Genomic DNA, 20,925 nt, shown 5'->3' with positions numbered 1-20,925 from the left:
CCACCAGAAGGCGGGAAATCGTATCACCTCCGCGCCCTCGCCAGGTTCCGGATTTCACGCGGGAGCGCGGCCGGGCTTACGGTCCGTCGCGCGCCCTCCCTCGGTTTCCCTCGGCTTCCCGGCGTTTCCGCGGGTGGAGCGCCGTCAGGACGGCCCCCGCGCGGCGACGATCGTGCGACAGCGCGCGTCATCGAGCACGGGGCGCACGCCGCGGTTCGACGGGAAGAGCGCGTTGAGGCGCGCGGTGACCGCGGGATCGCCGGTGAAGACGTCGATCTGGCGGCCGACGACCTTGATGCCGCGGTCCTCGGCGACGAAGCAGCCGTCGTGGCGGCCCCCGCCCGGGAGCGGCAGCCCGACGAGCTCGGGCACGTAAAGGGCCGTGCCGAGCGGAATGACGCTCGAGTCGACCGCGACCGTGCGCAGCGGCGTGATGGCGCGCCCGGTGGCGCCGCGGCCGTACGGGAAGCGCCGCGGGTCGAGCCGCTCGAAGCAGACCTGCTGGCCGGTGCGCGGGCAGGCGTCGGCGCACGCGCAGCCGCGACGCGCGAAGCTCACCGTGTCGCCCGAAGCGAGGCGGCCGCTCCCCTGGACGCAGACCTGGTCGTGGAACGCGCGCGGGACGCTCGCGAGCGGCGCGCACGCAGCGTCGTAGAGGACCGCATCCTTCGACCCTCCGCCCTCGCTCGGGAAGTCGTAGTAGGTGTTCCGGAACAGCCCGGGCGCGAGCCCCGGCGCCGCGGGCGCGCGCGCCGCGTCGGCAGCGCGCGCGGGCCGGCCGTGCTCGCGGACGAGGATCGCGGGCTCGTCGTGCCCGGGGACCTCGCCCGCGGCGCCGCGCCGGTCGGCATGCGCCGCGTCGGCCGCCCCGTCCGGCGCGCCGGCGGCGCGGCGGCCCTCGGGGCCGCGGGCGGCGCCGGCGGTCGGGCCGCGATCGCCGTCCTCCGGCAGGGGCGCATGGAGCCAGCCGGCGCCTCCGCGCGCGATCTGCGGCGCGCTCGAGCCGTCCTCGGCCCAGTCCGCGCCCCCCTTCGCCGCGCACCCCGCGGCGAGCGCCAGCAGCAACGCACCGAGCCCGCGGACGACGGGCGCGCCCGCGCGCGCCACGCTCGTCAAAAGGCGCCTCCGAGGCGGGCGAGCTCCCGGATCGCCGCGGCTGCGATGTCGGCGCGCGCCCAGATCGCGGCGGGAGCGCCGGCGCCGGCCGGCGCGGCGCCGGCGGCGACCACCACGGGCGCCGGATCGCCCGCGCCCGGCTGGCCGAGGCGGCTCGCGACGAGCCGCAGCGGCTCGACCACCAGCGCGAACGCGATGTCCGCGCCGAGCGGGGCCAGCGCGGCCTTCATGGCCGGCACGTCGCCGAGGCTCTCCCCCTGGGCCGCGGCGACGGCGCTGCGGAGCCCCGCGCCCGGATCGTTGCCGACCGACGCGAAGAGGCCATCGTCGCGGATCAGGTAGAGCAGCTCGATCGTGGCCGGCGGCAGCGCCGCGCCCGACGCTCCCTTCCGCGCCGGCCGCGCCGCCGACGCGCCCGCGCCGCCGGGCTGGCTCGCCGCGGCGGTCTGCTCGAAGCGCACGCGCCGCACCTCGCCCTCGAGCTGCGGGAGCTCGGCCTTGCCCGTGGAGGCCCGGATCCCCTCCCGCTGCAGCGCGGCCTTGATCGGCGGGAGCTCCGCGGCGCCGAGCAGGTCCTGGATCGCGGCCTCGAGCTTGGCCCGGTCGCCCACGGCGGCGCGCACGAACGCCGTGGGGCCCCCACCGTTGAAGCGGAGCCCGCCGGCGAACCAGTCGCCGCGCGCGTCGGACGCCGCGCGGATCGCGGCGCCGAGCCGCTCCCGCTCGGCGGGCGGGAGGCCGCCCTCGATGAGCCCCGCGAGGGCGTCGACGAGCTTGGGGACGTTCTCGGCGCGCGACGCGGCCCGGTCGCGGACCAGGATCCCGGCGAGCGCGTCGGCGGGCAGCTCGAGCAGCGGCTTCACGTCGCCGACCGCGAGCTCGGTCGACGCCTTCGACGCCGGGCCACCCCCGGCCTTCGGCGTCCCGGAGACGCGCAGGTGCGCGCTCTCGTCCAGCACCAGCGTGAGGCGCGCCCGCTCGAGATCGCCGAGCACCGCGAGCCCGCCCTCGATCATCGGGGCGAGCGGGACCGCGGTGGCGGCCGGCGCGCCGTCCGGCCCGCGCGCCTTGTCCCAGGCGCTCCGCGCCGCCCTGAGCACCGGGCCCTCGATCGCGGGCCGCGGGATCTCGATCGCGAGATCCTCCTTCGGCACCTGCGCCTGCGGCATCGTCCGCGCGACGTACGGGCCCAGGGTGGTCAGGTCGCCCGGGCTCTCCGCGACGAGCAGGTAGTTGCCGAGGACGCCGAGGGCCACCGGGCTCGCGCCCTGCAGCGGCTCGAGCAGCGCGATCGAGGTCGCCGCGTCGGGCTTCACGCGGAAGCGCGCGCCCTCGCCACGCGTGAGCTGGTCGATCAGACGCCCGCCGTCCTTCACGTGGATGCCGAGCGCGGCCCGGGGGCGCGGCCGGTCGGGGGACTCCACGGCCGCGCCGAGCAACGGCACGTTGCCGTCGATCTCGGACGCGACGGCGATGGGCAGGCCGAGCAGCGAGGCGGCGAGGGCGCCGGCGCTGCCCGGGAGGAGCGCCGCCGGGCCGCCGAGGAGGGCGCGCACCTTGGCCCACGTGGCGTCGGGCGTCGGGAGGAACGCCTCGGCGATGAGCCCCGCCGGCGCGGGCACGGGGCTCAGGCCCGCGACGCCGGCGTCGGCCGGCGCGCCCGGCGATTTGCAGCCGAGGGCGCCCGCGCTCAGGCCGAGGCCGAGGACGAGGGCCAGGAGCGCGGCGGCGCGGCGGTGCACGGCGGAGGTCGGTCGTACGATCACGACCGCACGGTAGCGCCTTCCTGCCGCGGTCGACCACGAACCTGCAAACCGCCGCGCGCTGGGGTTCCCGAGGCGCCGCCGCGCCGCGGCGCAGCGGCGCGTCAGGACCTCGGGGAGCGGCGGGCGGCGACGACCACGGCGGACTCCCCGAGGCAGATGCGCGCGAGCGAGAGCAGCATCGCGTTCTCGCGGACGCGGTGCAGGAAGCTCTCGCGCAGGGCGGGCTCCGGGATCTCCGCGGCCCGGGCGAGGAGCCTGTCGCGGCCCCGGGCAGCGGCGGCGCGGGCGCCCTCGAGGTCCCCCGCGGCGCGCGCCGCCTCGACGGCGGCGACGAGGACCAGCGACTCGAACGCCTCGAGGCCGCCGTGGCGCGCGAGGATGCCTTCGGCCTCGCGCGCCGCCGAGAGCGCGTCGTCGGCGCGCCCCTGGGCGGACAGGGCGCGCGCGAGCGCGGCGAGCGCCCCGGCGCGGGAGGGCGGCACCACCTGGAGGAGCTCCGCGGCGTCGCGGGCGTCGGACTCCGCCGCGGCGAAGTCCCCGGCGGCGTGGGCGATGAGGGCGGCGTAAATGCGGGTGCCGCCCTCGAGGCGCAGGTTGCCCTGTGCGCGGGCCTCCAGGATGACCTGCCGCGAGAGCGCGAGCGCGTCGTCGAGCCGACCGCTGGCCGCGAGCACACGGCCGAGGTTCTGCCGGGCGCGCGTGGCGACGGTGCGCAGCCCCATGCGCTCGGCGGCCGCGAGCGCGGCGGTGAGCTCCTCGCCGGCCCGCTCGAAATCGCCGAGCTCGAGGAGCGCGCAGCCGAGGCTGACGCGGGCGTTGCACGCGTCGCGGACGTCGCCGGCCCGCTCGAACGCGTCGACCGCGGCCGCGTAGCCCGCCATGTCGCCCGCGGGATCGCCGAGGTGCCGCGCCCGCGCGCCGCGCAGCCGGTGCACCTCGGCGGCGGCGCGCGGCGCGAGGGACGCGAGATCCCCCGCGAGGGCGCGCACCCGCGCGATCAGCGCGTCCGCCTCGGCGTAGCGCCCCGCGGGGAAGAGCTGGCGGGCCGCCGAGCACAGGGCGATGACGCGCGCCGAGCGGAGGTCGGCCGCGGCCCGGGCCCCGGACGGCTCGCTCCGGGGCGCGCCCGCGTCGCCTGGACCGCCCGCCGTGGCCCCGGCATCGCCGCACGCGGCGACCTCCTTCGCCCAGGCGGTCGTGAGCATGTAGTCGCCCCTCCGGCCGCTCGCGCTCATCAGCTCGTCGGCGGCGCGGAACCAGGGCGGCGTGCCGCGAGGCAGGCGCCGCGCCGCCTGGGCGGCGCAGCGCTGGGCCTGCTCGAACTCGCCGCGCCAGCGGTGCGCCTCCGCCTGGACCAGGCGCAGCGCGCTCAGCGTCTCGCCCTCGCGCAGGCCGTGCGGGTCGGCCGAGGCGCCGCGCTCCCCGGCGAGGTCCTCGTCCGCGAGGCGATCGCAGAGATCTCCGTGCCGCGCGCCCCGCTCCGCGTGCGCGATGGCCGCGCCGAGATCGCCGCGATCGAGCGCGTGCTCGGCGCCGCGCAGGAACCACTGCATCGCCCGGCCGTGCTCTCCGCCGTGGTCGAAGTGCTCCGCGAGCACGATCGGGTCGAGCTCCCCGGACTGCTCGAGCCACGCGCCCGCGAGCCGGTGGCCGAGGAGCCGGTCGCCCCGGGTGAGCGTCGCGTACGCGGCCTCGCGGAGGCGCGCGTGCCGGAACGCGTACTCCTCCTCGCCGGCGAGCCTGCACGCGGGGCGCCGCTCGACGAGCGCGCGCGCGACGAGCTCGAGGAGCCACCTGTCCAGGTCCGGCGCGCCCTGCGCCCCGCCGAGCAGGGCGGCCACGCCGCCGCGCCAGAACGCCTCGCCGAAGATGCTCGCCGCGCGGAGGATGCGGCGCACCGCCGGGTGCAGGTCGTCGAGGCGGGCGTGCGCCATCGCGAGCACCGTCTCGGGCGAGCCCTCGGCGTCGCCGCGGGCCACCGACCGGATCAGCTCCTCGAGGTAGAACGCGCGCACCGCCGCGCCGCCGTCGGCGCGCGCCTCCGCGGCGGCGCCCGGCCCCATCACCTCGCGGGCGAGCTGCCCCGGGGCACGGGGAGCGCGCTCGCCGGGCCGAGGATCGAGGGGGGCGCCCGCGGCCCAGAGCTCGGGGAAGAGGCGCTCCATCTCGTGACGGCCGATCGCGAGCAGGCCGGCCGTCACGTCGTCGATCAGGACACCGCCGTGCGGCGGCGCGCCGTCGCTCCCGGCGCCGGCGGGGCGCTCACCCTCCGCGCGCGACTCCGCACGCGACCGGGCGCCGAGCAGCGCCGCGGCGCGATCGATCACCTGCCGCGCAGGCCAGCGGCCGGAGGCGACGTCCTGGCCGGTCGCGAGCGCGATGGAGACGTCCGCGGGCAGCAGCGAGCGCAGCGCGAGCGCGCAGCGCGCCGCGTGGGCGGCCTGGTCCGTCGGCGTCCTCGCCTGCGCTCCGGCGGGGCGCGGCGGCTCCGCCTGCAGGTTGGCCTCGCCGCCGCCGGCGATCGTGACGAGGAGCCACCTGGCAGCGAGCCGGTCGACGCGCCCGCCGAAGGGCGCGACCGCGGCCCGGACCGCCGCCTCCATCGCGGCCCTCGGCGCGGGCTCCTGGGGGTGCGCCGGCTGCAGAGCGGCGCCCGGCGCGCCGGGCCCGGCGCCCGCGGCGGGCGCCGCCGCCGCGGCGTCGCCCGGGAGCGCGCCGTGGATGAGCACCACGCTGATGAGCCGCGGCTCGCCCGCGGCGCTCTCGGCAAGCGCCCGGGCGGGCCGCGTGCTCGGCGTCCCGCTCTCGCCGGTGTCCCTGGCCTGCTCCCGGGCGACGCGGAGCTGCGCCGCGCTCGCGAGGACCTCGTTCCCGTCCCGCGGCCGGCCGTCCGGATCCTTCTCGAGCATCCACGCGACCAGATCGTCGAGCGCAGCGGGCACGTCGGGTCGCAGCTCCGAGAGCCGGCGCGGGCCCACGAGCGCGGCCTTCGCGAGGATCGCCATCACCTGATCGCCGGCGAAGGGAGGCCGGCCGGTGAGGCAGTTCCAGATCACGCACCCGAGCGAGAACACGTCGGCGCGGGCGTCGACGTGCGCGTCGCCGCGCGCCTGCTCGGGCGCCATGTACCCCGGCGTCCCGAGCGTCACCCCGTCGCGCGCGACCTCGCCGTCCCGGAGGACGCCGGCGTCGTGCCCGCGCGCGGGCAGGCCCACGGGAGCCCCGGCGTCCGCGCCGGCGCGAGCGATCCCGAAATCGACGATCTTGGCGCCCCCCAGCGCGCCGCCCGGCAGGAAGATGTTCCCGGGCGTGACGTCGCGGTGGACGATGCCCCGCTCGTGCGCCGCGCCGAGCGCGCCCGCGAGGCGCTGCAGCAGCGTCACCGCGCCGTCCACGCTGAGCCGCGCGCGCGCCACGTGGGCGGCGAGGTCCTCGCCGTCGAGCCACTCGAGCGCGAGGTACCGCTGCTGATCCGCGGTGACCCCGTGCGCGACATAGCGGACGATCCCCGGGTGGCGCAGCACGGAGAGGAGCTGCGCCTCGCGCTCGAGCCGCCTCTCCTGATGCTCGGCCCCGCGGTGCAGGATCTTCAGCGCGACCCGGCTGCTGTCGGTCAGGTCGGTGGCCCGGTACACCGAGCCCATCCCGCCCGATCCCGCCAGGCCCTCGATCCTGAACCGGTCCGCGACCGTGACTCCCGGGCGCATCAACCGGGCGATTATACGTGGGGCCGCGGTCGCGGATAGGGGCAGCCCTCGGCCGCGCGCCCCCCCCGCCGGAGCGCGGCGCGCGCTGCCGCATATGCCCCCATCGCTCCGCGCTCGTCCGAGGCGGCGTCAGCGGAAAGCTGCGGAGCAGGCACACTGCTGCGGTAAGCTTCGATCGATGCCTCGCCCCGGCCACGACAGCGTGGTGCTCATCACCGGCTTCCCCTCGTTCATCGCGCGCAGGATGCTGCAGCACATCCTCGCTTCGGAGCCGCGCACGCTCGTGTATGCCGTGGTGCTCGCGAACTCGTCGGCGCAGGCGACCACGGAGCGCGACGCGCTCCCGGCGGCGGACCGCGAGCGCGTCGTGCTGCTCGAGGGGGACGTCGCGGCGATGGATCTCGGGCTGTCGGGCGCCGAGTTCCGGCAGCTCGCCCGCGAGGTCGACCGGATCCATCACCTCGCGTACGTGAGCAAAGCCGGCGCCGACCGGAGCGCCGCCCACGCCCTGAACGTCGTCGGGACCGCCGAGGTGCTCGAGCTCGCCCGCGCCTGCGCCTCGCTCCAGTGCCTCGTGCATCAATCGACCGCGTTCGTGGCCGGAGATCGTACAGGGACGGTGTACGAGGAGGATCTCGAGGCGGGTCAGGCGTTCCGCAACCCTGTGGAGGAGACGCGGATGCGCGCGGAGGTGCTCGTGCGGCGGGCGATGCGCCAGGTACCGGTGGCGGTCGTCCGGCCGACCACGGTGGTGGGCGACTCGGTGACCGGGGAGATCGACCGGCTCGACGGCCTGTACCTCCTCGTGCTGCTCATCATGGCGGCGCCGGCCGACATGGCGATCCCGATGCCCGGCCGCGGCGACGTGCCGCTCAACATCGTCCCCATCGACTTCGTGGTCCGCGCGACGCACGCGATTGGCCTGCACCGGCTCGCGCCGCGCCGCACGTTCCACATCGCCGACCCGCACCCGCTGTCGGCGCGGCGGGTCTTCGACCTCATCGCGCGGGCGAGCGGCCGCCGCGCCGCGCGCGGTCACATCCCGTCGAACCTCGCCAAGGCGCTGCTCCGCACGCCCGGGATCGAGCGCTTCCTCCGCAGCCCGCGCGCGTTCGTCGAGCAGCTGATGACCCCCGTGCGCTACGACGCCCGGAACGCGGACCTCGTACTGAGCGGCGCCGGGCTCGCCTGCCCCCCCTTCGAGTCGTACGTCGACGTGCTCGTCGGCGCCGTGCAGGAGCGTGTCCGCGAGCGGCGCGAGCGCCAGGAGCTCGAGGCCAGCGCGGACGCCGAGCTCGACATCGAGGATCCGCTCTCGTGAGCGGCGCAGCCCGCTCCGCGGCTCGCGCGGAGACCCCGGAGCGCAGCAGCTCCGCGCCTCCTCGGCGCCTCGTCGCGGCGCTGCTCGCGGCCGCGGCGCTCGGCTGCAGCTCGACGCGCGAGCACGTCGCGCCTCCGTCGCCCGAGGTGGGGGCCTCGCCGCCCACGCCGGCCGGGGCGCCCCCGTCGCGCCCGGCGGAGGTCGCCGCGCCCGGCGGCGATCGCGCGGCCGCGCCGCGCCTTCCTGAGCCCCCGCCGGAGCTCGCGCTGCTGCGCCCGGAGGACGGGCCCTACGCGCACTTCTTCGCGGCGCTCCGCGCCCTCGAGCAGGGGCGCCGCAAGGATCACGTGCGCATCGCCTGGCTCGGCGACTCGCACGCCGCGGCGGACTTCTGGAGCGGCGCGGTCCGCTCGGCGCTGCAGCGGCGCTTCGGCGACGGCGGCGTCGGCTTCGTGCACCTCGGCTATGCCGCCTACCGCCACGACGGCGCGCGGCTCACGGCCGACGGCAAGTGGCGGACCCGCCCGAAGACGCCGGGCGGCTCAACGCCGATCGACGACGGCGTCTTCGGGCTCGGGGGGATCCTCTTCAGCGCGCACAAGGGCCCCGCGCGCGCGGAGATCACGGTCACCGGGGCCGGGCCCTCCACGCGGCTGCTCTGGGACGTGTGCTTCCGATCGAGCGCGCCGACCGACGAGCTCGCGGTGACGATCGAGGGCGGCCCGAGCGAGGTCCTCCGCGGGGCCGCGGGCGACGCCCCCGGCGCGCTCGAGCACGCGAAGCTCGCGAGCGTGGGCGCGACGAAGCTCGGCGTCGTGCCGTCGGGCGCGCCCGAGCTCTGCGGGCTCGTCGTCGAGACCGATCCGGAGGTCCAGCCCGGGGTGGTGCTCGACACGCTCGGCATCAACGGCGCCCGCCTGGCGACGGCGCTGCGGTGGAACGAGCTCGCATGGGCTGCCGAGCTCGCGCGGCGCTCGCCCGAGCTCGTCGTGCTGGAGTACGGCACGAACGAGGCGGGCGACGTCACCACGGATCCGTCCCTCTACGCGAAGCAGCTGGCCGAGCTGCTCGCCCGCACCCGCAGGGTCGAGCCCGACGCCGACTGCCTGGTCCTCGCGCCCACGGATCGCAAGGACACGGCGGAGCGCACGCCCGTCGTCCGAGACGTGCTGCGCGACGCCGCCCGGGAGGGCGGCTGCGCGTTCTGGGACACGTACGAGGCGATGGGCGGGAGGGGCTCCATCGAGACCTGGTACCGCGAGCGCCCGCCGCGCGCGTCGCGCGACGGCGTCCACCTGACCTTCCGCGGCTACCGGGAGCTCGGCGTGAAGCTCTCGAACGACCTCCTCGAGCGCTATCGCCCCTGACGAGCGGATCGACCCAGCGGCTCCGTTCGACGGCGACGGCGGATCGCCGAGCCCGTGGCCTTGCTCGTGCTTTTCGGCTCTCGGTGCTCGATCGGCGTGAAGGCTTCTCACGCGCGATGGGCGAAGGGGGCACATGCTGCATGCCGGGGACGTCGCAGGAGGTCGCTTCCGACTGATTCGGCCGATCGGCTCGGGCGGGATGGCGAGCGTCTGGTGGGCGCGCCACGAGCTCATCGGCCGGGACGTTGCGCTCAAGCTGTCCCCGGCGCACCGGGACGAGCAGGTCGTCGGGCGGTTCATCCGCGAAGCGAAGATCATCGGCAAGTTCCAGCACCGGAACATCGTCGGCGTGGTCGACGCCGGCGAGCTCCCGGAGGAGGGCTACCTCTTCCTGGCCCTGGAGCTCCTGCGGGGCGCGCCGTTCGCGGATCGCCTCATCCCGAACCGGCCGCTGCCGCCCGAGGAGGTCGTGCCCGTCCTCATCGAAGTCTGCAGCGGGCTCTCCGCCGCCCACGCCGAGGGCGTCGTGCACCGCGACATCAAGCCCGAGAACATCGTGATGGCCATGGTCCCCGGCGAGGGGATCGTGCCGAAGATCGTCGACTTCGGCATCAGCCAGCTCACCGACGCGGGCGACGCGATCACCATCGACGGACAGCTGCTCGGGACGCCCTCGTACATGAGCCCCGAGCAGGCCCTGGGCAAGCGCACCATCGACGCGCGCGCCGACCTCTGGGCGGTCGGCGTGATGCTCTACGAGGCGCTCAGCGGCGCGCAGCCGTTCAGCGGGGGCAACCACCACGCGATCCTCCGGCGCATCCTCGAGACCGAGCCCGCGCCGCTCCCGCCCTCGATCCCGCAGCGCCTCCGGAAGATCGTCGGCCGCTGCCTCGAGAAGGAACCGGCGCGGCGCTACCCGGACGCGGCCTCGCTGCGCGCGGATCTCCAGGCCGCGCTCGGCGATCTCGGCGCGAGCGCGCCCGCGCCGATCGTGATCCTCTCGCCGGCTGCCACGGGCCCGCGGTCGCTCGCGACGACGCGCCCCCGCGGCGCGCTCGCCGCGCCCCCGCGGCTCGCCCTTCGCGCCCTCGGGCGGCTCTGGACCGCGGGGTCGCGGGCGCCTCGGTGGCGCGAGGCGACGACGCTCGGGCGCATGCAGGGCGCCGGGTCGCCGCCGGAGGCGCGGCGGCGCGTGCGGGCGATCACGGCGCTCCAGCTCGCGGGCGCGGCGGTGCTCGCGGCGGCGCTCGGCTCGGGCGCGCTGCGGGAGCAGACGGACGCCGAGGCCGGGGACGCGGCGCGCGAGAGCCTCCGCCCCGTGCTGGCCGCGGCCTTCGCCGACAGCGGCGCCGCGTGGCGACGCGGCGCGGGCGCGCCCGAGCCGGCGGGCTTCGACGCACCGCACGCACCGCACGCGCCGGCCGGCAAGTCGGCGAGCCGCGACGGCGCGCCGGGCTCGCCCGAGCTCGCCTCGGCGGAGCCAGGCAGGCCCGAGATCACCGCGGCCCCGGAGGACAAGCCCCCGCGCGCGCCGGCGCCGCGCGGTCCCTCGCGATCCCGCATCACGAGCCCCGGGTTCTGATGAGCAGCGCCGCACCGATCTCCGCCCTGCGCAGGCGCGCTCGCCGGCGCGCCGCTGCGCTCGCGCTCGCCGGCTGGGCGCTGCTCTCGCCGTCCTGGGGACATGCGCAGGACGACGGCCCGACGCGCGCGCTGCGGCTCCAGTTCGCGCAGGGGCTGACCCTTGAAGTCGCCGGACGCTGGGCCGACGCGCTCGATCGGTTCGAGGCGATCGCCCGCCAGCGGCCGACGGCGAACGTGGCGTTCCACATCGGTCTCTGCCACGAGCGGCTCGGCCGGCTGCGGACGGCCGAGCGGACGTACCAGGATGCGCGCGCGACGGCGCGGGCCGCGGCGCCGGCGGTGCTCGCCGAGATCGACGCGCGCCTCCAGGACCTCGAGGGGCGCATGCCCCGGATCGTGCTGAACCTCGCCGGCGCGACCGACGGCGTGACGCTGCTGCTCGACGGCGAGGTGGCGCCGTCGTCGCGGGCGATCCGGGTCGATCCGGGTCCGCACGTGGCCGTGGCGCTCCGGCACGGGATCCCGGTCGCCGCGAGCGCGTTCTCGAGCCACGAGCGCCGCACGAGGTTCGTGACGCTGACCGTTCACCCCGTCTCGATCGGCGTGCCGCGCCCGATCGGCGCGCCGCGCCCCTGAGCTGGCCGGGCCGTCGATCTCTGGAGCATCCATGACGGACCGCTCTCCTCTCCGGGCGTGCGCCGGCGCTTCGCGCTCCGCCGCGCGCGGCGTCGGCCGGGACGGCCCACGTCGGCCCCCCCCACACTCGAGCACGTGTGTGCGCGCGGAGGAGCTCGCACCCCTCGCTGCGAGCACGGGCGCGCCGTGGCCACGATCGCCTCGGGAGCGAGCTCGTCGCGGCCTGGAGCTCGTCGCGGACGTGTGTCAAGCCGCGAGAGCGCCCGCGGCGCGCTGGCGAGATCGCGCCGAAACCAGGGCATTTCGAGGCGAGCGCGGCGCTGGCCAGGTCGCCGGGCGTCCGCTCGGACCGCGCTGGCAGCTCGCCTGACAGGGCGCTCCGGACACGGCCAAGCTCGCGTTTTATCGGGCGTGAACGCTGGATCCAGCTTCTGACGTCCTGATAGCATGCAAGTCCCATGGCGCTCGACAGGCCGCCCGGTGCGGGCTCTGCTTCGCGACTCGGCAATTATGAGCTGCTGAAAGAGCTCTCCGGCGGCGGGATCGGGTCCACGTGGCTCGCGCGGACGGCGTCCGACGAGGGCGAGGCGACGAGCGCGTCGCCTGTCACGATCCTGCGCATCTACCGGCATCTCACGAAGAGGGCCGAGATCACGGACAGCATCCTGCGCGAGGCCGCGATGGCGCAGCAGGTCCGCTTCCCCAGCGTGCTCTCGGTGCTCGATGCCCGCGTCGCCGACGGCGAGGTCTTCATCGTCTCGGAGTACGTGGAGGGCGAGCCGCTCGGCGCGCTCGTCTCGGCCGCCGGCGCCGAGGGGCTGCCGCTGCCCGTCGCCCTCCGGATCGGGGCCGACGTGCTGCGCGCGCTCGCGTCCGCGCACGCGGCGGAGCCGGCGCCGCTCGTGCATGGCGAGCTGAACCCGACCCACGTCACCGTCGGCGTCGACGGGGTCACGCGGGTGAGCGGGCTCGGCGTCGCGCGGGCCATCGCCGGGCTCGCGCCCATGGGGACGAGGAACCCCGATCGTCTGGCCTACGCCGCGCCGGAGCGGGTCAAGGCGATGGCGACGCACACGGCGGCCCCGCTCGATCCGCTCGCCGATCTCTTCTCGGTCGGCGTGCTCCTCTGGGAGCTGCTCGTGCGGCAGCGGCTGTTCTCGTCGAAGCTGGAGTCCGCGGTCATCCAGAAGGTGCTGACGGCGCCCATCCCGCCGCTCGCAGGCGCCGCCGGCAGCGCCGTCCCGGCCGAGGTCGGCGAGGTGATCCGGACGGCGCTCGAGCGCGATCCCGCGCGCCGGTTCGAGAGCGCGTCGGCGATGCTCGCGGCCCTGGAGGCCGCGGGCGCGGGGCGGATCGCCGGGGCGGCGGACGTGACCGCGGCGCTCAGCAGGCTGGCCGGCAAGACGATCGAGCCGCGCAGGACCATGGTCGCGGCGGCGATGGCGGGCCTCGCCGATGCGGCGAGCTCGCGGCCGCCGCCGCGCGCGCGCGGCGCGACGCTGGTGGGCTTGGCGATCCCCGACGGCGCGCTCTCCCCCCAGGGAGACGGCCCGCGTCACGCGATCACCGCGCCGTCTCCGCGCCCGCGCGGGACTCCGGGCCCGCCGCCGGCCGCGGTCACCGCGAGCCAGCTCCGCCCGTCGAGCGGCGCGACCGCGCCGAAGGAGGCCGCGGCGCTGAAGAACGGCCTGGCGGCCAAGACGGGGGCCGGCGCGTCGAACGGCGCCGTGCCGGCGGCGCACGCCGGCATCGACGCCGAATGGGGCTCGGCGGAGGACGTCGCCGCGCGCGGCCTGCCCGCGCCGCGCCCTCCTGCGGACACGCTGCCGCAGATCGAGCCGTCGAGCGAGAGGACGGAGAACCGCGACGCCGCCGTGGCGAGACCCGAGGTCCCCGCGGCGTCGGCGACGCCGGCGGCGGCCTTGCGGAAGGAGCAGCCTCCTGCGCGGCCAGCCGTGCCGCGGCCCGGGGATCCGGGCGACAGCCTCGTGGCGGTACGGGTAACGCCGACGCCGGCCGAGGGCACGGTGCCGAAGCGGCCGACGCCCATCCCGGCCGGGCCGCACGCGAGGCCGCCGCGCCCGCCGCCGCCCCGGGTGGTGCAGCCGTCGCCGCCCGAGGTCCCCGGCAAGACCTCCGCTGCGGCGTCCACGGCTGTCGGCGCCGCGGCGTCCGTGGCTGCCGGGCCTGCGACCGCGTCCAGCCCGGTGACGCCGCGAGCCCCTGTGTCGCCCGCGGCGCCGCTGGCCCCGGCCGCGCATCGCGTCCCCGTGGTGCCCGCCGCGGCGCGTGGCCCTCGTCAGACGCCGATCCCTCCTGCGCCGGCGTCGGCCACCGCGCCTGCGATCGCCGCCGTGCTGAAGGGTCCACCGCTCCCGTCGGCGGCCGCCTCCGCGGGCGGTGGGGCGGCGGCTGCCACGCAGGAGATCGCGCTCGGCGGCGGTCCGGCATCGACCTCCGGCAGGACGCTCCTCACGCCGACCGGCGCCCAGGGCCCGATGAAGCTGTGGGGTCGCGCGGCATCGGCCGTGGACCGGCTCGGGCCGGGGAGCACCCTCGGCCGGTACGAGATCCTCATGCCGGTCGCCAAGGGAGGCATGGCGGCCGTCTGGGCCGCGCGCCTGCAGGGCACCCGCGGCTTCAGGAAGATCGTCGCGATCAAGACGATGCTGCCCGACGTCTCCGACGACCCCGACTTCGAGTCGATGTTCCTCGACGAGGCGCGGGTCGCCGCGCGCATCCGGCACCCCAACGTGGTCGAGATCCTCGACCTCGGCGAGGAGGACGACGTCCTCTACATCGTCATGGAGTGGGTCGACGGCGAGACGGCCGGCACGCTGCAGAAGGCCGCGAAGCGGCTCGGCGGCATCCCGCAGCGGATCGTGCTCCGCATCGCCTCCCAGATCTGCGCTGGCCTCCACAACGCGCACGAGCTCCGCGACGACAGCGGCGCGCTGCTCGACCTCGTCCACCGCGACATCTCGCCGGCGAACGTGCTCATCTCGACCGCCGGCTTCGTGAAGATCGTCGACTTCGGCGTGGCGAAGTCGAAGGGGCGCCTGCACGTCACGCGCGCCGGCGGCATCATCAAGGGGAAGACGCCGTACCTCTCGCCCGAGCAGCTGGGCGGGCTCTCCATCGATCGCCGGAGCGACATCTTCTCGCTCGGCGCGCTGCTGTACGTGCTCACCACGGGGCTGCACCCGTTCCGCGCCGAGACCGAGCTCTCGACCGTGGAGAACATCACGATCAAGAACCCGCTCCCCCCGCGCGAGCTGAACGGCGCGATCCACCCCGAGCTCGACAGGATCATCCTCAAGGCGCTCGAGAAGGATCGCGAGAACCGCTTCTCGACGTGCGCCGAGATGCAGCGGGCCATCGATCAGGTGGCGTCGACGCTCGGCGATCCCACGACCGACGAGGACGTGGCGGCCTTCGTGCGGCAAGCGATCGGCGAGATCCAGTCGAAGCGCGCGCAGGAGCTCCGCGATGCGATCGCAGCCGTCGACGCCGGCGCGGCCGTGAACTCGGAGCCGCGCTCCGGCGCCGCCCCGGAGCCCCACACCGCGCCGGCCGACGCGGGCGCGGGCGCCCGCGGGAGCGCGTTCGCTGCCGGCGCAGCGGCCCTCGCGACAACGGGGCCGGCCGGCGTCAAGCCGGCCTCGAAGGCCGCGGTGACGTCCTCGGCGGCAGCGCACGAAGAGGAGGGCCCCGTCAGCCTGGAGCCGATCTCGTTCGAGGAGATCGCCGTGCCGGCGAAGCCTGCCGAGGGAGCGCCGCGGCTCATCATCGCGCCCTCGCTGCAGGCCAACATCCCGCCCGTCGAGCCGGTCGAGCCGGCGAGCCCGCGGCCCTCCTCCCGCGACGGCAAGCCGCTCGGCTCGTCCGTGCCGCGGGTCCTCCCGGCGGCCGGCAGCCCTGCCACGAAGGTGCTCGCCGCGGCGGACCCGCCCGCCTCCAGGGCGGCGGCGCTCGCTGCGCGCTTCGCGAGGGGCGGCTCCCGCAACCTGGCCAACGACACCGGCGAGGTCACGGTCGTCGACAGGTCGTTCGAGACCGGGGAACGACGCAAGCGGCTCCAGCTGATCGTGGCCGGCGCGGCGATGTTCTGCGTGGCGCTCGGCGCCGCCGCGCTGGTCGTGCGCAGCGGCGACGAGCGCTCTCCCTCGGAGATCGGCAAGGCGCGCGTCGACGCGCTGCCCGCGCCCGCGACGGCGGGCACCGCCGCGCCCACGGTCACGGCCACGGGCGCGGCGGAGGCCATCCCCGCGGTGCCCCCGGCGACAGCGGAGCCTCCGCAGGCGGCGCAGCCACCCTCGCCGCCGCCTCCCGAGGAGGCGCCGACGCCTTCGGCCCCGCTTCCCGAGGAGGCGCCTCCCCAGACGGCGCCGCCTCCCCAGACGGCCAAGGCTCCCGCTGCGACGCAGCAGCCTGCGCGCCCGACGTCGACGGGGCGCCCAGCGTCGACCGCGCGCCCTCGGACGACGTCCACGTCGACGAAGCCCGCGCCCAAGCCGGCATCGACCGCCAAATCGACCACCCAAAAGAAGTACAACCCTTCGGGTATCTGACCACCGTGCGATCTCGACCCTGGCTCCGTGCGCTGCTCTTCGGTGCGGTCTCTTGTCTCTGCCTGTGCACGCTCCCCGGGCCCGCAGCGGGCGCGGACGACGCCGCGGCCACGCCGGCGCCGGACGCGGTGGAGAAGGCGCAGAGCCTCTTCAAGAAGGGCGCTGCCCTCTACGAGAGCAAGCGCTACGCGCTCGCGCTGGAGCAGTTCCGGGCCTCGTACGCCGCGGTGGCGAGCCCGAACTCCCATCTCTACATCGCGCGCTGCCTCGCGGATCTGGGCGAGCACACCGAGGCGTACCTCGAGTTCGATCAGGTCGCGGCGGAGGCCGCGTCCCGGGCCAAGGACGAGCCGCGCTACGTCCAGACGGAGCAGACGGCGCAGCTGGAGCGAGACGACCTCGCGCGCAAGATCGCGCTCGTGACGGTCACGGTGGCGCACCCGGAGGCCGCGACCTCGCTCGCGATCGCCGGCAAGGACGTCCCGCGCGAGCGGTGGGGCAAGCCGTTCCCGGTCAAGCCCGGCAAGACCGAGGTCGTCCTGCGCACGAGGACCACCTCGATCCCGCAGACCCTCGATCTCTCGGCGGGCGACGCGAAGACCGTCGCGCTCGACGCCGATCAGACCGACCCCGTCGGCGATCCGGTGCTCCTCGACGAGGGCGCGGGCCTGCCCGAGTCGGAGGCGCCCTCGGCGAGGGCGCACCTGCGTCCCTACGCCTATGCCGCCGGCGGCGTCGGCGTGGCAGGGCTCGCCGTGTTCACCGTCGCCGGGCTGATGGCGAACAGCACCTACGGCGATCTCGCCGAGACCTGCCGGGGCCCCTGCCCCGTCGACCGCAAGGACGACGTCGACACGGGCAAGGCCCAGAAGACGGTCGCGAACGTCGGCGTGGTGGTCGGTGCGATCGGGCTCGTCGCCGGCACGACGCTGCTCGTCCTGAGCTTCACCGGCGGCAGCGCTGGCGAACCCCAGCGCACCACCGCCTCGACGCAGCTGCTCGTCGGTCCCGGCTTCGCCGGCCTGCGCGGCACGTTCTAGACCGCCGCTCCATCGAGGAGGGGGCGGGCCGCCGGGGCGAAAGGCGCGTCAGGAACATAAATTCCTGAGCCTTTTCGCGCCCTTGGCGTCATGGCGATCGCTCGATCCGCGCCCTCGCGCGGGCCGGCTGCCCGAGCTCGACCGAAAAAACGAACGGGCGGGATCGCTTCTGCGACCCCGCCCGCCTGTCGTCAATGCTCTCGCGTGGCCGCGGAGCGATCAGCGACCGCCAGGGCCCTTGCCGACCTTGGACTTCTTGTCCCCGGAGTGGCCGTGGAACGTGCGCGTCGGGGCGAACTCACCCAGCTTGTGGCCGACCATGTTCTCCGTCACGAACACGGGGACGAACTTCCTCCCGTTGTGCACGGCGAAGGTCAGACCGACCGACTCGGGCAGGATCGTCGAGCGGCGCGACCATGTCTTGATCACCTTCTTGGCATTGGTCGCCTGGGCCGCCTGGATCTTCTCCAGCAGGTGACCGTCAATGAAGGGCCCTTTCTTAACGCTCCTCGGCATGACTAACCCTTGGTCCCGCGCCGCCGGACAATCATGCCGTCGGTGCGCTTGTTGTTCCGCGTCTTGAGCCCCTTGGCGAGCTGACCCCAGGGCGAGCACGGGTGGCGCCCACCGCTCGTCCGGCCCTCACCGCCGCCCATCGGGTGATCGACGGGGTTCATCGTAACACCGCGGTTGTGCGGCCGGCGTCCGAGCCAGCGCGACCGCCCCGCCTTGCCGAGGCTGATGTTCGCGTGGTCGGAGTTCGACACCTGCCCGATCGTGGCGCGGCAGTCGAGGTGCACCTTGCGGATCTCACCGCTCGGGAGGCGGACCTGCGCGTAGTCGCCGTCCTTCGCCATGAGCTGCGCGGCGACGCCGGCCGAGCGCACGAGCTGGCCGCCCTTGCCCTTCTTGACCTCCACGTTGTGGATGGAGGTGCCGGGCGGGATGAAGCGGAGCGTCAGGCTGTTGCCAGGCTTGATGTCCGCGTTACGGCTCGCGAGCAGCGTCGCCCCGACCGCGAGGCCGTCGGGCGCCAGGATGTAGCGCTTCTCGCCGTCCACGTAGTGCAGGAGCGCGATCCGCGCCGTCCGGTTCGGGTCGTACTCGATGGAGGCGACCTTCGCCGGAACGCCGATCTTGTCGCGCCGGAAATCGACGATCCGGTAGCGCTGCTTGTGACCGCCGCCGCGGAACCGCGACGTGATCCGGCCGTTGTTGTTCCGGCCGCCGCTGGACGTCTGCTGCTCGAGCAGCGACCGCTCGGGCTCGACCTTCGTGAGCTCCTTGAAGTCACTGACCGAGTAGTAACGCCGCGCCGGCGAGGTCGGCTTGAAGGATCTGATTCCCATGGCTATTCCGCCTTCTCGTCGAAGAACTGGATCTCGTCGCCTTCCTTGAGGGTGACGATCGCCTTCTTCCAATTGCGCAGCTTCGCGTAGCCGCGCCCCATGCGCTTTTCCTTGCCGCGCATGATCATGGTGTTGACGTCCACCACGCCCACCTTGAAGAGCGTCTGGATAGCGTCCTTGATCTGGATCTTGTTCGCCTCGCGGCGGACCTCAAAGATGACCTTGTTGCCTTGGTCGCGGAGCCGGCTCGACTTCTCCGTGAGGATGATCGGCCGGCGGATGATCTGCTCGGGCTGCATGGCGGACTCCCCTGACTAGCGAAGGCAACGCGCCTCGAGCGCCTTGGCGGCGTCCCTCGAGACGATGAGGTGGTCGTGCCTGAGGAGGTCGTAAACGTTGACCCCCTCCGGCGGCAGATACTGGTGATTCTCCAGGTTGCGGAGGCTCTTCACCAGCTTGTCGTTCCCGGCCGTGTCGACGACCAGCGACTTGCGATCCGCTTGCAGCGTCAAGAGCGTGGCAGCGATCGCCTGGGTCTTGATCTCGGGGACCTCCAGGCTGTCGAGCACGATGAGCCGACCCTCCTTCGCGAAGAGGGAGAGCGCGCTCTTCAGGGCGCCGATCCGCACCTTGCGGGGCGGACGATACGACCAGTCCTTCGGCTCCAGGGCGTGCGCCATACCGCCGCCCGCGTGGTGCGGCGCGCGGATCGAGCCCTGGCGAGCGCGACCGGTGCCCTTCTGGCGATAGAGCTTCTTCGAGGAGCCGGAGACCGCGCTCCGCTCCTTGGTGGCCTTGGTGCCCGAGCGACGGGAGGCGAGCTGCGCCTTCACGACCTCGTAGAAGAGGTGCTCTTTCACCTCGGTCCCGAAGACCTCGTCCGAGAGGTCGAGCTCGCCGACCTGCTCCCGCTTGAGGTTGTAGACGGTAACCTTCATGGTACCTGGACTCCTAGCTCTTGATCTCGACGTCGACGCCGGCCGAAAGGTCGAGCTTCATCAGCGCGTCGAGGGTCTGTTGAGTCGGCTCGATGATGTCGAGAAGCCGCTTGTGAGTCCGGATCTCGAACTGCTCGCGCGACTTCTTATCGACGTGGGGCCCCCGGAGCACCGTGTAGCGGCGGATCTCGGTGGGCAGCGGGATGGGTCCCGCGACGTGCGCGCCGGTCCGCTTCGCCGTCTCGACGATATCGCTCGTCGACTTGTCGAGCAGCTGGTGGTCGAACGCCTTGAGGCGAATCCGGATCTTCGTTGTATCAGCCATGGTGCTCTTCCTACGCGAGGATCTTGGTGACGACGCCGGCGCCCACCGTCTTGCCGCCCTCGCGGATGGCGAAGCGCATCTGCTCCTCCAGCGCGACCGGGGCGATGAGCTCGATCGTCATCGTGATGTTGTCGCCCGGCATCACCATCTTCACCCCCTCGGGGAGGTTCACCGTGCCGGTCACGTCCGTCGTCCGGATGTAGAACTGCGGCCGGTAGTTGGTGAAGAACGGCGTGTGGCGCCCGCCCTCCTCCTTCTTGAGGACGTACACCTCACCGGTGAACTTCGTGTGCGGCGTGATCGACCCGGGCTTCGCGAGCACCTGGCCGCGCTCGATCTCTTCCTTCTCCACGCCGCGGAGCAGACATCCGACGTTGTCGCCCGCCTGCCCCTGGTCGAGCAGCTTCCGGAACATCTCGACGCCGGTGACGATCGACTTCTTCGTGTCCTTGAAGCCGATGATCTGCACCTCGTCGCCGACCTTGATGATGCCGCGCTCGATGCGGCCCGTGGCCACGGTGCCGCGGCCCTTGATCGAGAACACGTCCTCGATCGCCATCAGGAACGGCTTGTCGATGTCGCGCACCGGCTCGGGGATGTAGCTGTCCAGCGCGCCGAGCAGCTGCTGGATCGTCTCCTCCCACTTGGGGTCGCCCTGCAGCGCCGGCAGCGACGCGCCCCGGATGACCGGCGCGTTGTCGCCGTCGAACTTGTACTTCGACAGGAGCTCGCGGACCTCCATCTCGACCAGGTCCAGCATCTCCGGGTCGTCCACGGCGTCGCACTTGTTGAGGAACACGACGATGTGGTTCAGGCCGACCTGTCGGGCGAGCAGCACGTGCTCGCGCGTCTGCGGCATCACGCTGTCGAGCGCCGACACGACGAGGATCGCCCCGTCCATCTGCGCCGCGCCGGTGATCATGTTCTTGATGTAGTCGGCGTGTCCGGGGCAGTCGACGTGCGCGTAGTGGCGATTCACCGACTCGTACTCGACGTGCGCCGCCGCGATGGTCACCGTCTTGGTGTCGTCACGGACCGTCCCGCCCTTCGCGATGTCGGCGTACGAGATCGCCTTCGCCAGGTTGCGCTTCGACTGCACCTTCACGAGCGCGGCCGTGAGCGTGGTCTTGCCGTGGTCGATGTGACCGATGGTGCCCACGTTCACGTGCGGCTTCGTACGAGCGAACTTCTCCTTGGCCATGGCG

Annotated in this window: 15 protein-coding genes; 6 read left to right on the top strand and 9 right to left on the bottom strand. The window is 74.8% G+C overall.

Translation table 11 applies throughout. The features are described 5' to 3' along the window. Positions 1-144: 144 nt before the first annotated feature. The 3 genes from WMF36_RS04885 to WMF36_RS04875 form a co-directional block, all read right to left on the bottom strand. Complete coding sequence (locus tag WMF36_RS04885; protein ID WP_437581854.1) at positions 145-1,107, bottom strand: 3D domain-containing protein; 963 nt, start codon at positions 1,105-1,107, stop codon at positions 145-147. 5 nt (positions 1,108-1,112) lie between these two features. Continuing rightward, positions 1,113-2,882: a hypothetical protein gene (locus WMF36_RS04880; RefSeq protein WP_437578441.1), complete on the bottom strand. Its 1,770-nt coding sequence runs from the start codon at positions 2,880-2,882 to the stop codon at positions 1,113-1,115. Between the two features lie 101 nt (positions 2,883-2,983). Then, positions 2,984-6,589: a protein kinase domain-containing protein gene (locus WMF36_RS04875; protein WP_437581853.1), complete on the bottom strand. Its 3,606-nt coding sequence runs from the start codon at positions 6,587-6,589 to the stop codon at positions 2,984-2,986. Between the two features lie 178 nt (positions 6,590-6,767). Here WMF36_RS04875 and WMF36_RS04870 point away from each other — a divergent pair, with 178 nt between their 5' ends. The 6 genes from WMF36_RS04870 to WMF36_RS04845 all read left to right on the top strand — a co-directional run bounded on the left by WMF36_RS04870 (position 6,768) and on the right by WMF36_RS04845 (position 17,108). Further along, the gene (locus WMF36_RS04870; RefSeq protein ID WP_437578440.1) at positions 6,768-7,910 is read left to right on the top strand and encodes an SDR family oxidoreductase; all 1,143 of its coding nucleotides are present in this window, start codon (positions 6,768-6,770) and stop codon (positions 7,908-7,910) included. Then, complete coding sequence (locus WMF36_RS04865) at positions 7,907-9,277, top strand: GDSL-type esterase/lipase family protein (protein ID WP_437578439.1); 1,371 nt, start codon at positions 7,907-7,909, stop codon at positions 9,275-9,277. The genes WMF36_RS04870 and WMF36_RS04865 overlap by 4 nt, the downstream gene beginning before the upstream one ends. Positions 9,278-9,410: 133 nt before the next feature. Next, entirely contained in the window at positions 9,411-10,859 is a 1,449-nt protein-coding gene (locus tag WMF36_RS04860) for a protein kinase domain-containing protein (RefSeq protein ID WP_437578438.1), read from the top strand. After that, the gene (locus WMF36_RS04855) at positions 10,859-11,497 is read left to right on the top strand and encodes a tetratricopeptide repeat protein (RefSeq protein ID WP_437578437.1); all 639 of its coding nucleotides are present in this window, start codon (positions 10,859-10,861) and stop codon (positions 11,495-11,497) included. The genes WMF36_RS04860 and WMF36_RS04855 overlap by 1 nt, the downstream gene beginning before the upstream one ends. A gap of 458 nt (positions 11,498-11,955) precedes the next feature. Beyond that, on the top strand, positions 11,956-16,068 hold the full coding sequence (locus tag WMF36_RS04850) for a protein kinase domain-containing protein (protein ID WP_437578436.1): 4,113 nt from the start codon (positions 11,956-11,958) through the stop codon (positions 16,066-16,068). Between the two features lie 5 nt (positions 16,069-16,073). Next, on the top strand, positions 16,074-17,108 hold the full coding sequence (locus WMF36_RS04845) for a tetratricopeptide repeat protein (protein WP_437578435.1): 1,035 nt from the start codon (positions 16,074-16,076) through the stop codon (positions 17,106-17,108). A gap of 219 nt (positions 17,109-17,327) precedes the next feature. Here the strand turns inward: WMF36_RS04845 and rpsS are convergent, their stop codons facing one another. Genes rpsS through tuf form a run of 6 tightly spaced genes read right to left on the bottom strand, consistent with a single transcriptional unit; the run spans position 17,328 to position 20,921 of the window. After that, entirely contained in the window at positions 17,328-17,624 is a 297-nt protein-coding gene (gene rpsS, locus WMF36_RS04840; RefSeq protein WP_437486975.1) for a 30S ribosomal protein S19, read from the bottom strand. A 2-nt stretch (positions 17,625-17,626) separates the two neighbouring features. Continuing rightward, positions 17,627-18,457 carry a 50S ribosomal protein L2 gene (rplB, locus tag WMF36_RS04835; protein WP_437578434.1) on the bottom strand — a complete coding sequence of 277 codons (831 nt, stop codon included), beginning with the start codon at positions 18,455-18,457 and terminating at the stop codon, positions 17,627-17,629. A 2-nt stretch (positions 18,458-18,459) separates the two neighbouring features. Then, positions 18,460-18,756 carry a 50S ribosomal protein L23 gene (locus WMF36_RS04830; RefSeq protein ID WP_020733177.1) on the bottom strand — a complete coding sequence of 99 codons (297 nt, stop codon included), beginning with the start codon at positions 18,754-18,756 and terminating at the stop codon, positions 18,460-18,462. Between the two features lie 15 nt (positions 18,757-18,771). Continuing rightward, a complete protein-coding gene (rplD, locus tag WMF36_RS04825; protein ID WP_437486973.1) occupies positions 18,772-19,395 on the bottom strand; it encodes a 50S ribosomal protein L4 in 624 nt (207 codons plus the stop codon). A 13-nt stretch (positions 19,396-19,408) separates the two neighbouring features. Continuing rightward, positions 19,409-19,720 carry a 30S ribosomal protein S10 gene (gene rpsJ, locus WMF36_RS04820; RefSeq protein WP_012233476.1) on the bottom strand — a complete coding sequence of 104 codons (312 nt, stop codon included), beginning with the start codon at positions 19,718-19,720 and terminating at the stop codon, positions 19,409-19,411. A 10-nt stretch (positions 19,721-19,730) separates the two neighbouring features. After that, positions 19,731-20,921: an elongation factor Tu gene (gene tuf, locus WMF36_RS04815; RefSeq protein WP_437578433.1), complete on the bottom strand. Its 1,191-nt coding sequence runs from the start codon at positions 20,919-20,921 to the stop codon at positions 19,731-19,733. Positions 20,922-20,925: the final 4 nt, after the last annotated feature.

The organism is Sorangium sp. So ce887, from assembly GCF_051521455.1.
Lineage (GTDB): Bacteria > Myxococcota_A > Polyangia > Polyangiales > Polyangiaceae > Sorangium.
Note: the sequence above shows the minus strand (reverse complement) of the source record. Positions and strands in the feature narration are given on the sequence as shown.

Bases quoted from the DNA above. Each gene is read 5' to 3' on its own strand.
- WMF36_RS04875 (WP_437581853.1), bottom strand. From the start codon at position 6,589: ATGCGCCCGGGAGTCACGGTCGCGGACCGGTTCAGGATCGAGGGCCTG.
- WMF36_RS04870 (WP_437578440.1), top strand. From the start codon at position 6,768: ATGCCTCGCCCCGGCCACGACAGCGTGGTGCTCATCACCGGCTTCCCC.
- WMF36_RS04860 (WP_437578438.1), top strand. From the start codon at position 9,411: ATGCTGCATGCCGGGGACGTCGCAGGAGGTCGCTTCCGACTGATTCGG.
- WMF36_RS04855 (WP_437578437.1), top strand. From the start codon at position 10,859: ATGAGCAGCGCCGCACCGATCTCCGCCCTGCGCAGGCGCGCTCGCCGG.
- WMF36_RS04850 (WP_437578436.1), top strand. From the start codon at position 11,956: ATGGCGCTCGACAGGCCGCCCGGTGCGGGCTCTGCTTCGCGACTCGGC.
- rpsS (WP_437486975.1), bottom strand. From the start codon at position 17,624: ATGCCGAGGAGCGTTAAGAAAGGGCCCTTCATTGACGGTCACCTGCTG.
- rplB (WP_437578434.1), bottom strand. From the start codon at position 18,457: ATGGGAATCAGATCCTTCAAGCCGACCTCGCCGGCGCGGCGTTACTAC.
- WMF36_RS04830 (WP_020733177.1), bottom strand. From the start codon at position 18,756: ATGCAGCCCGAGCAGATCATCCGCCGGCCGATCATCCTCACGGAGAAG.
- rplD (WP_437486973.1), bottom strand. From the start codon at position 19,395: ATGAAGGTTACCGTCTACAACCTCAAGCGGGAGCAGGTCGGCGAGCTC.
- rpsJ (WP_012233476.1), bottom strand. From the start codon at position 19,720: ATGGCTGATACAACGAAGATCCGGATTCGCCTCAAGGCGTTCGACCAC.
- tuf (WP_437578433.1), bottom strand. From the start codon at position 20,921: ATGGCCAAGGAGAAGTTCGCTCGTACGAAGCCGCACGTGAACGTGGGC.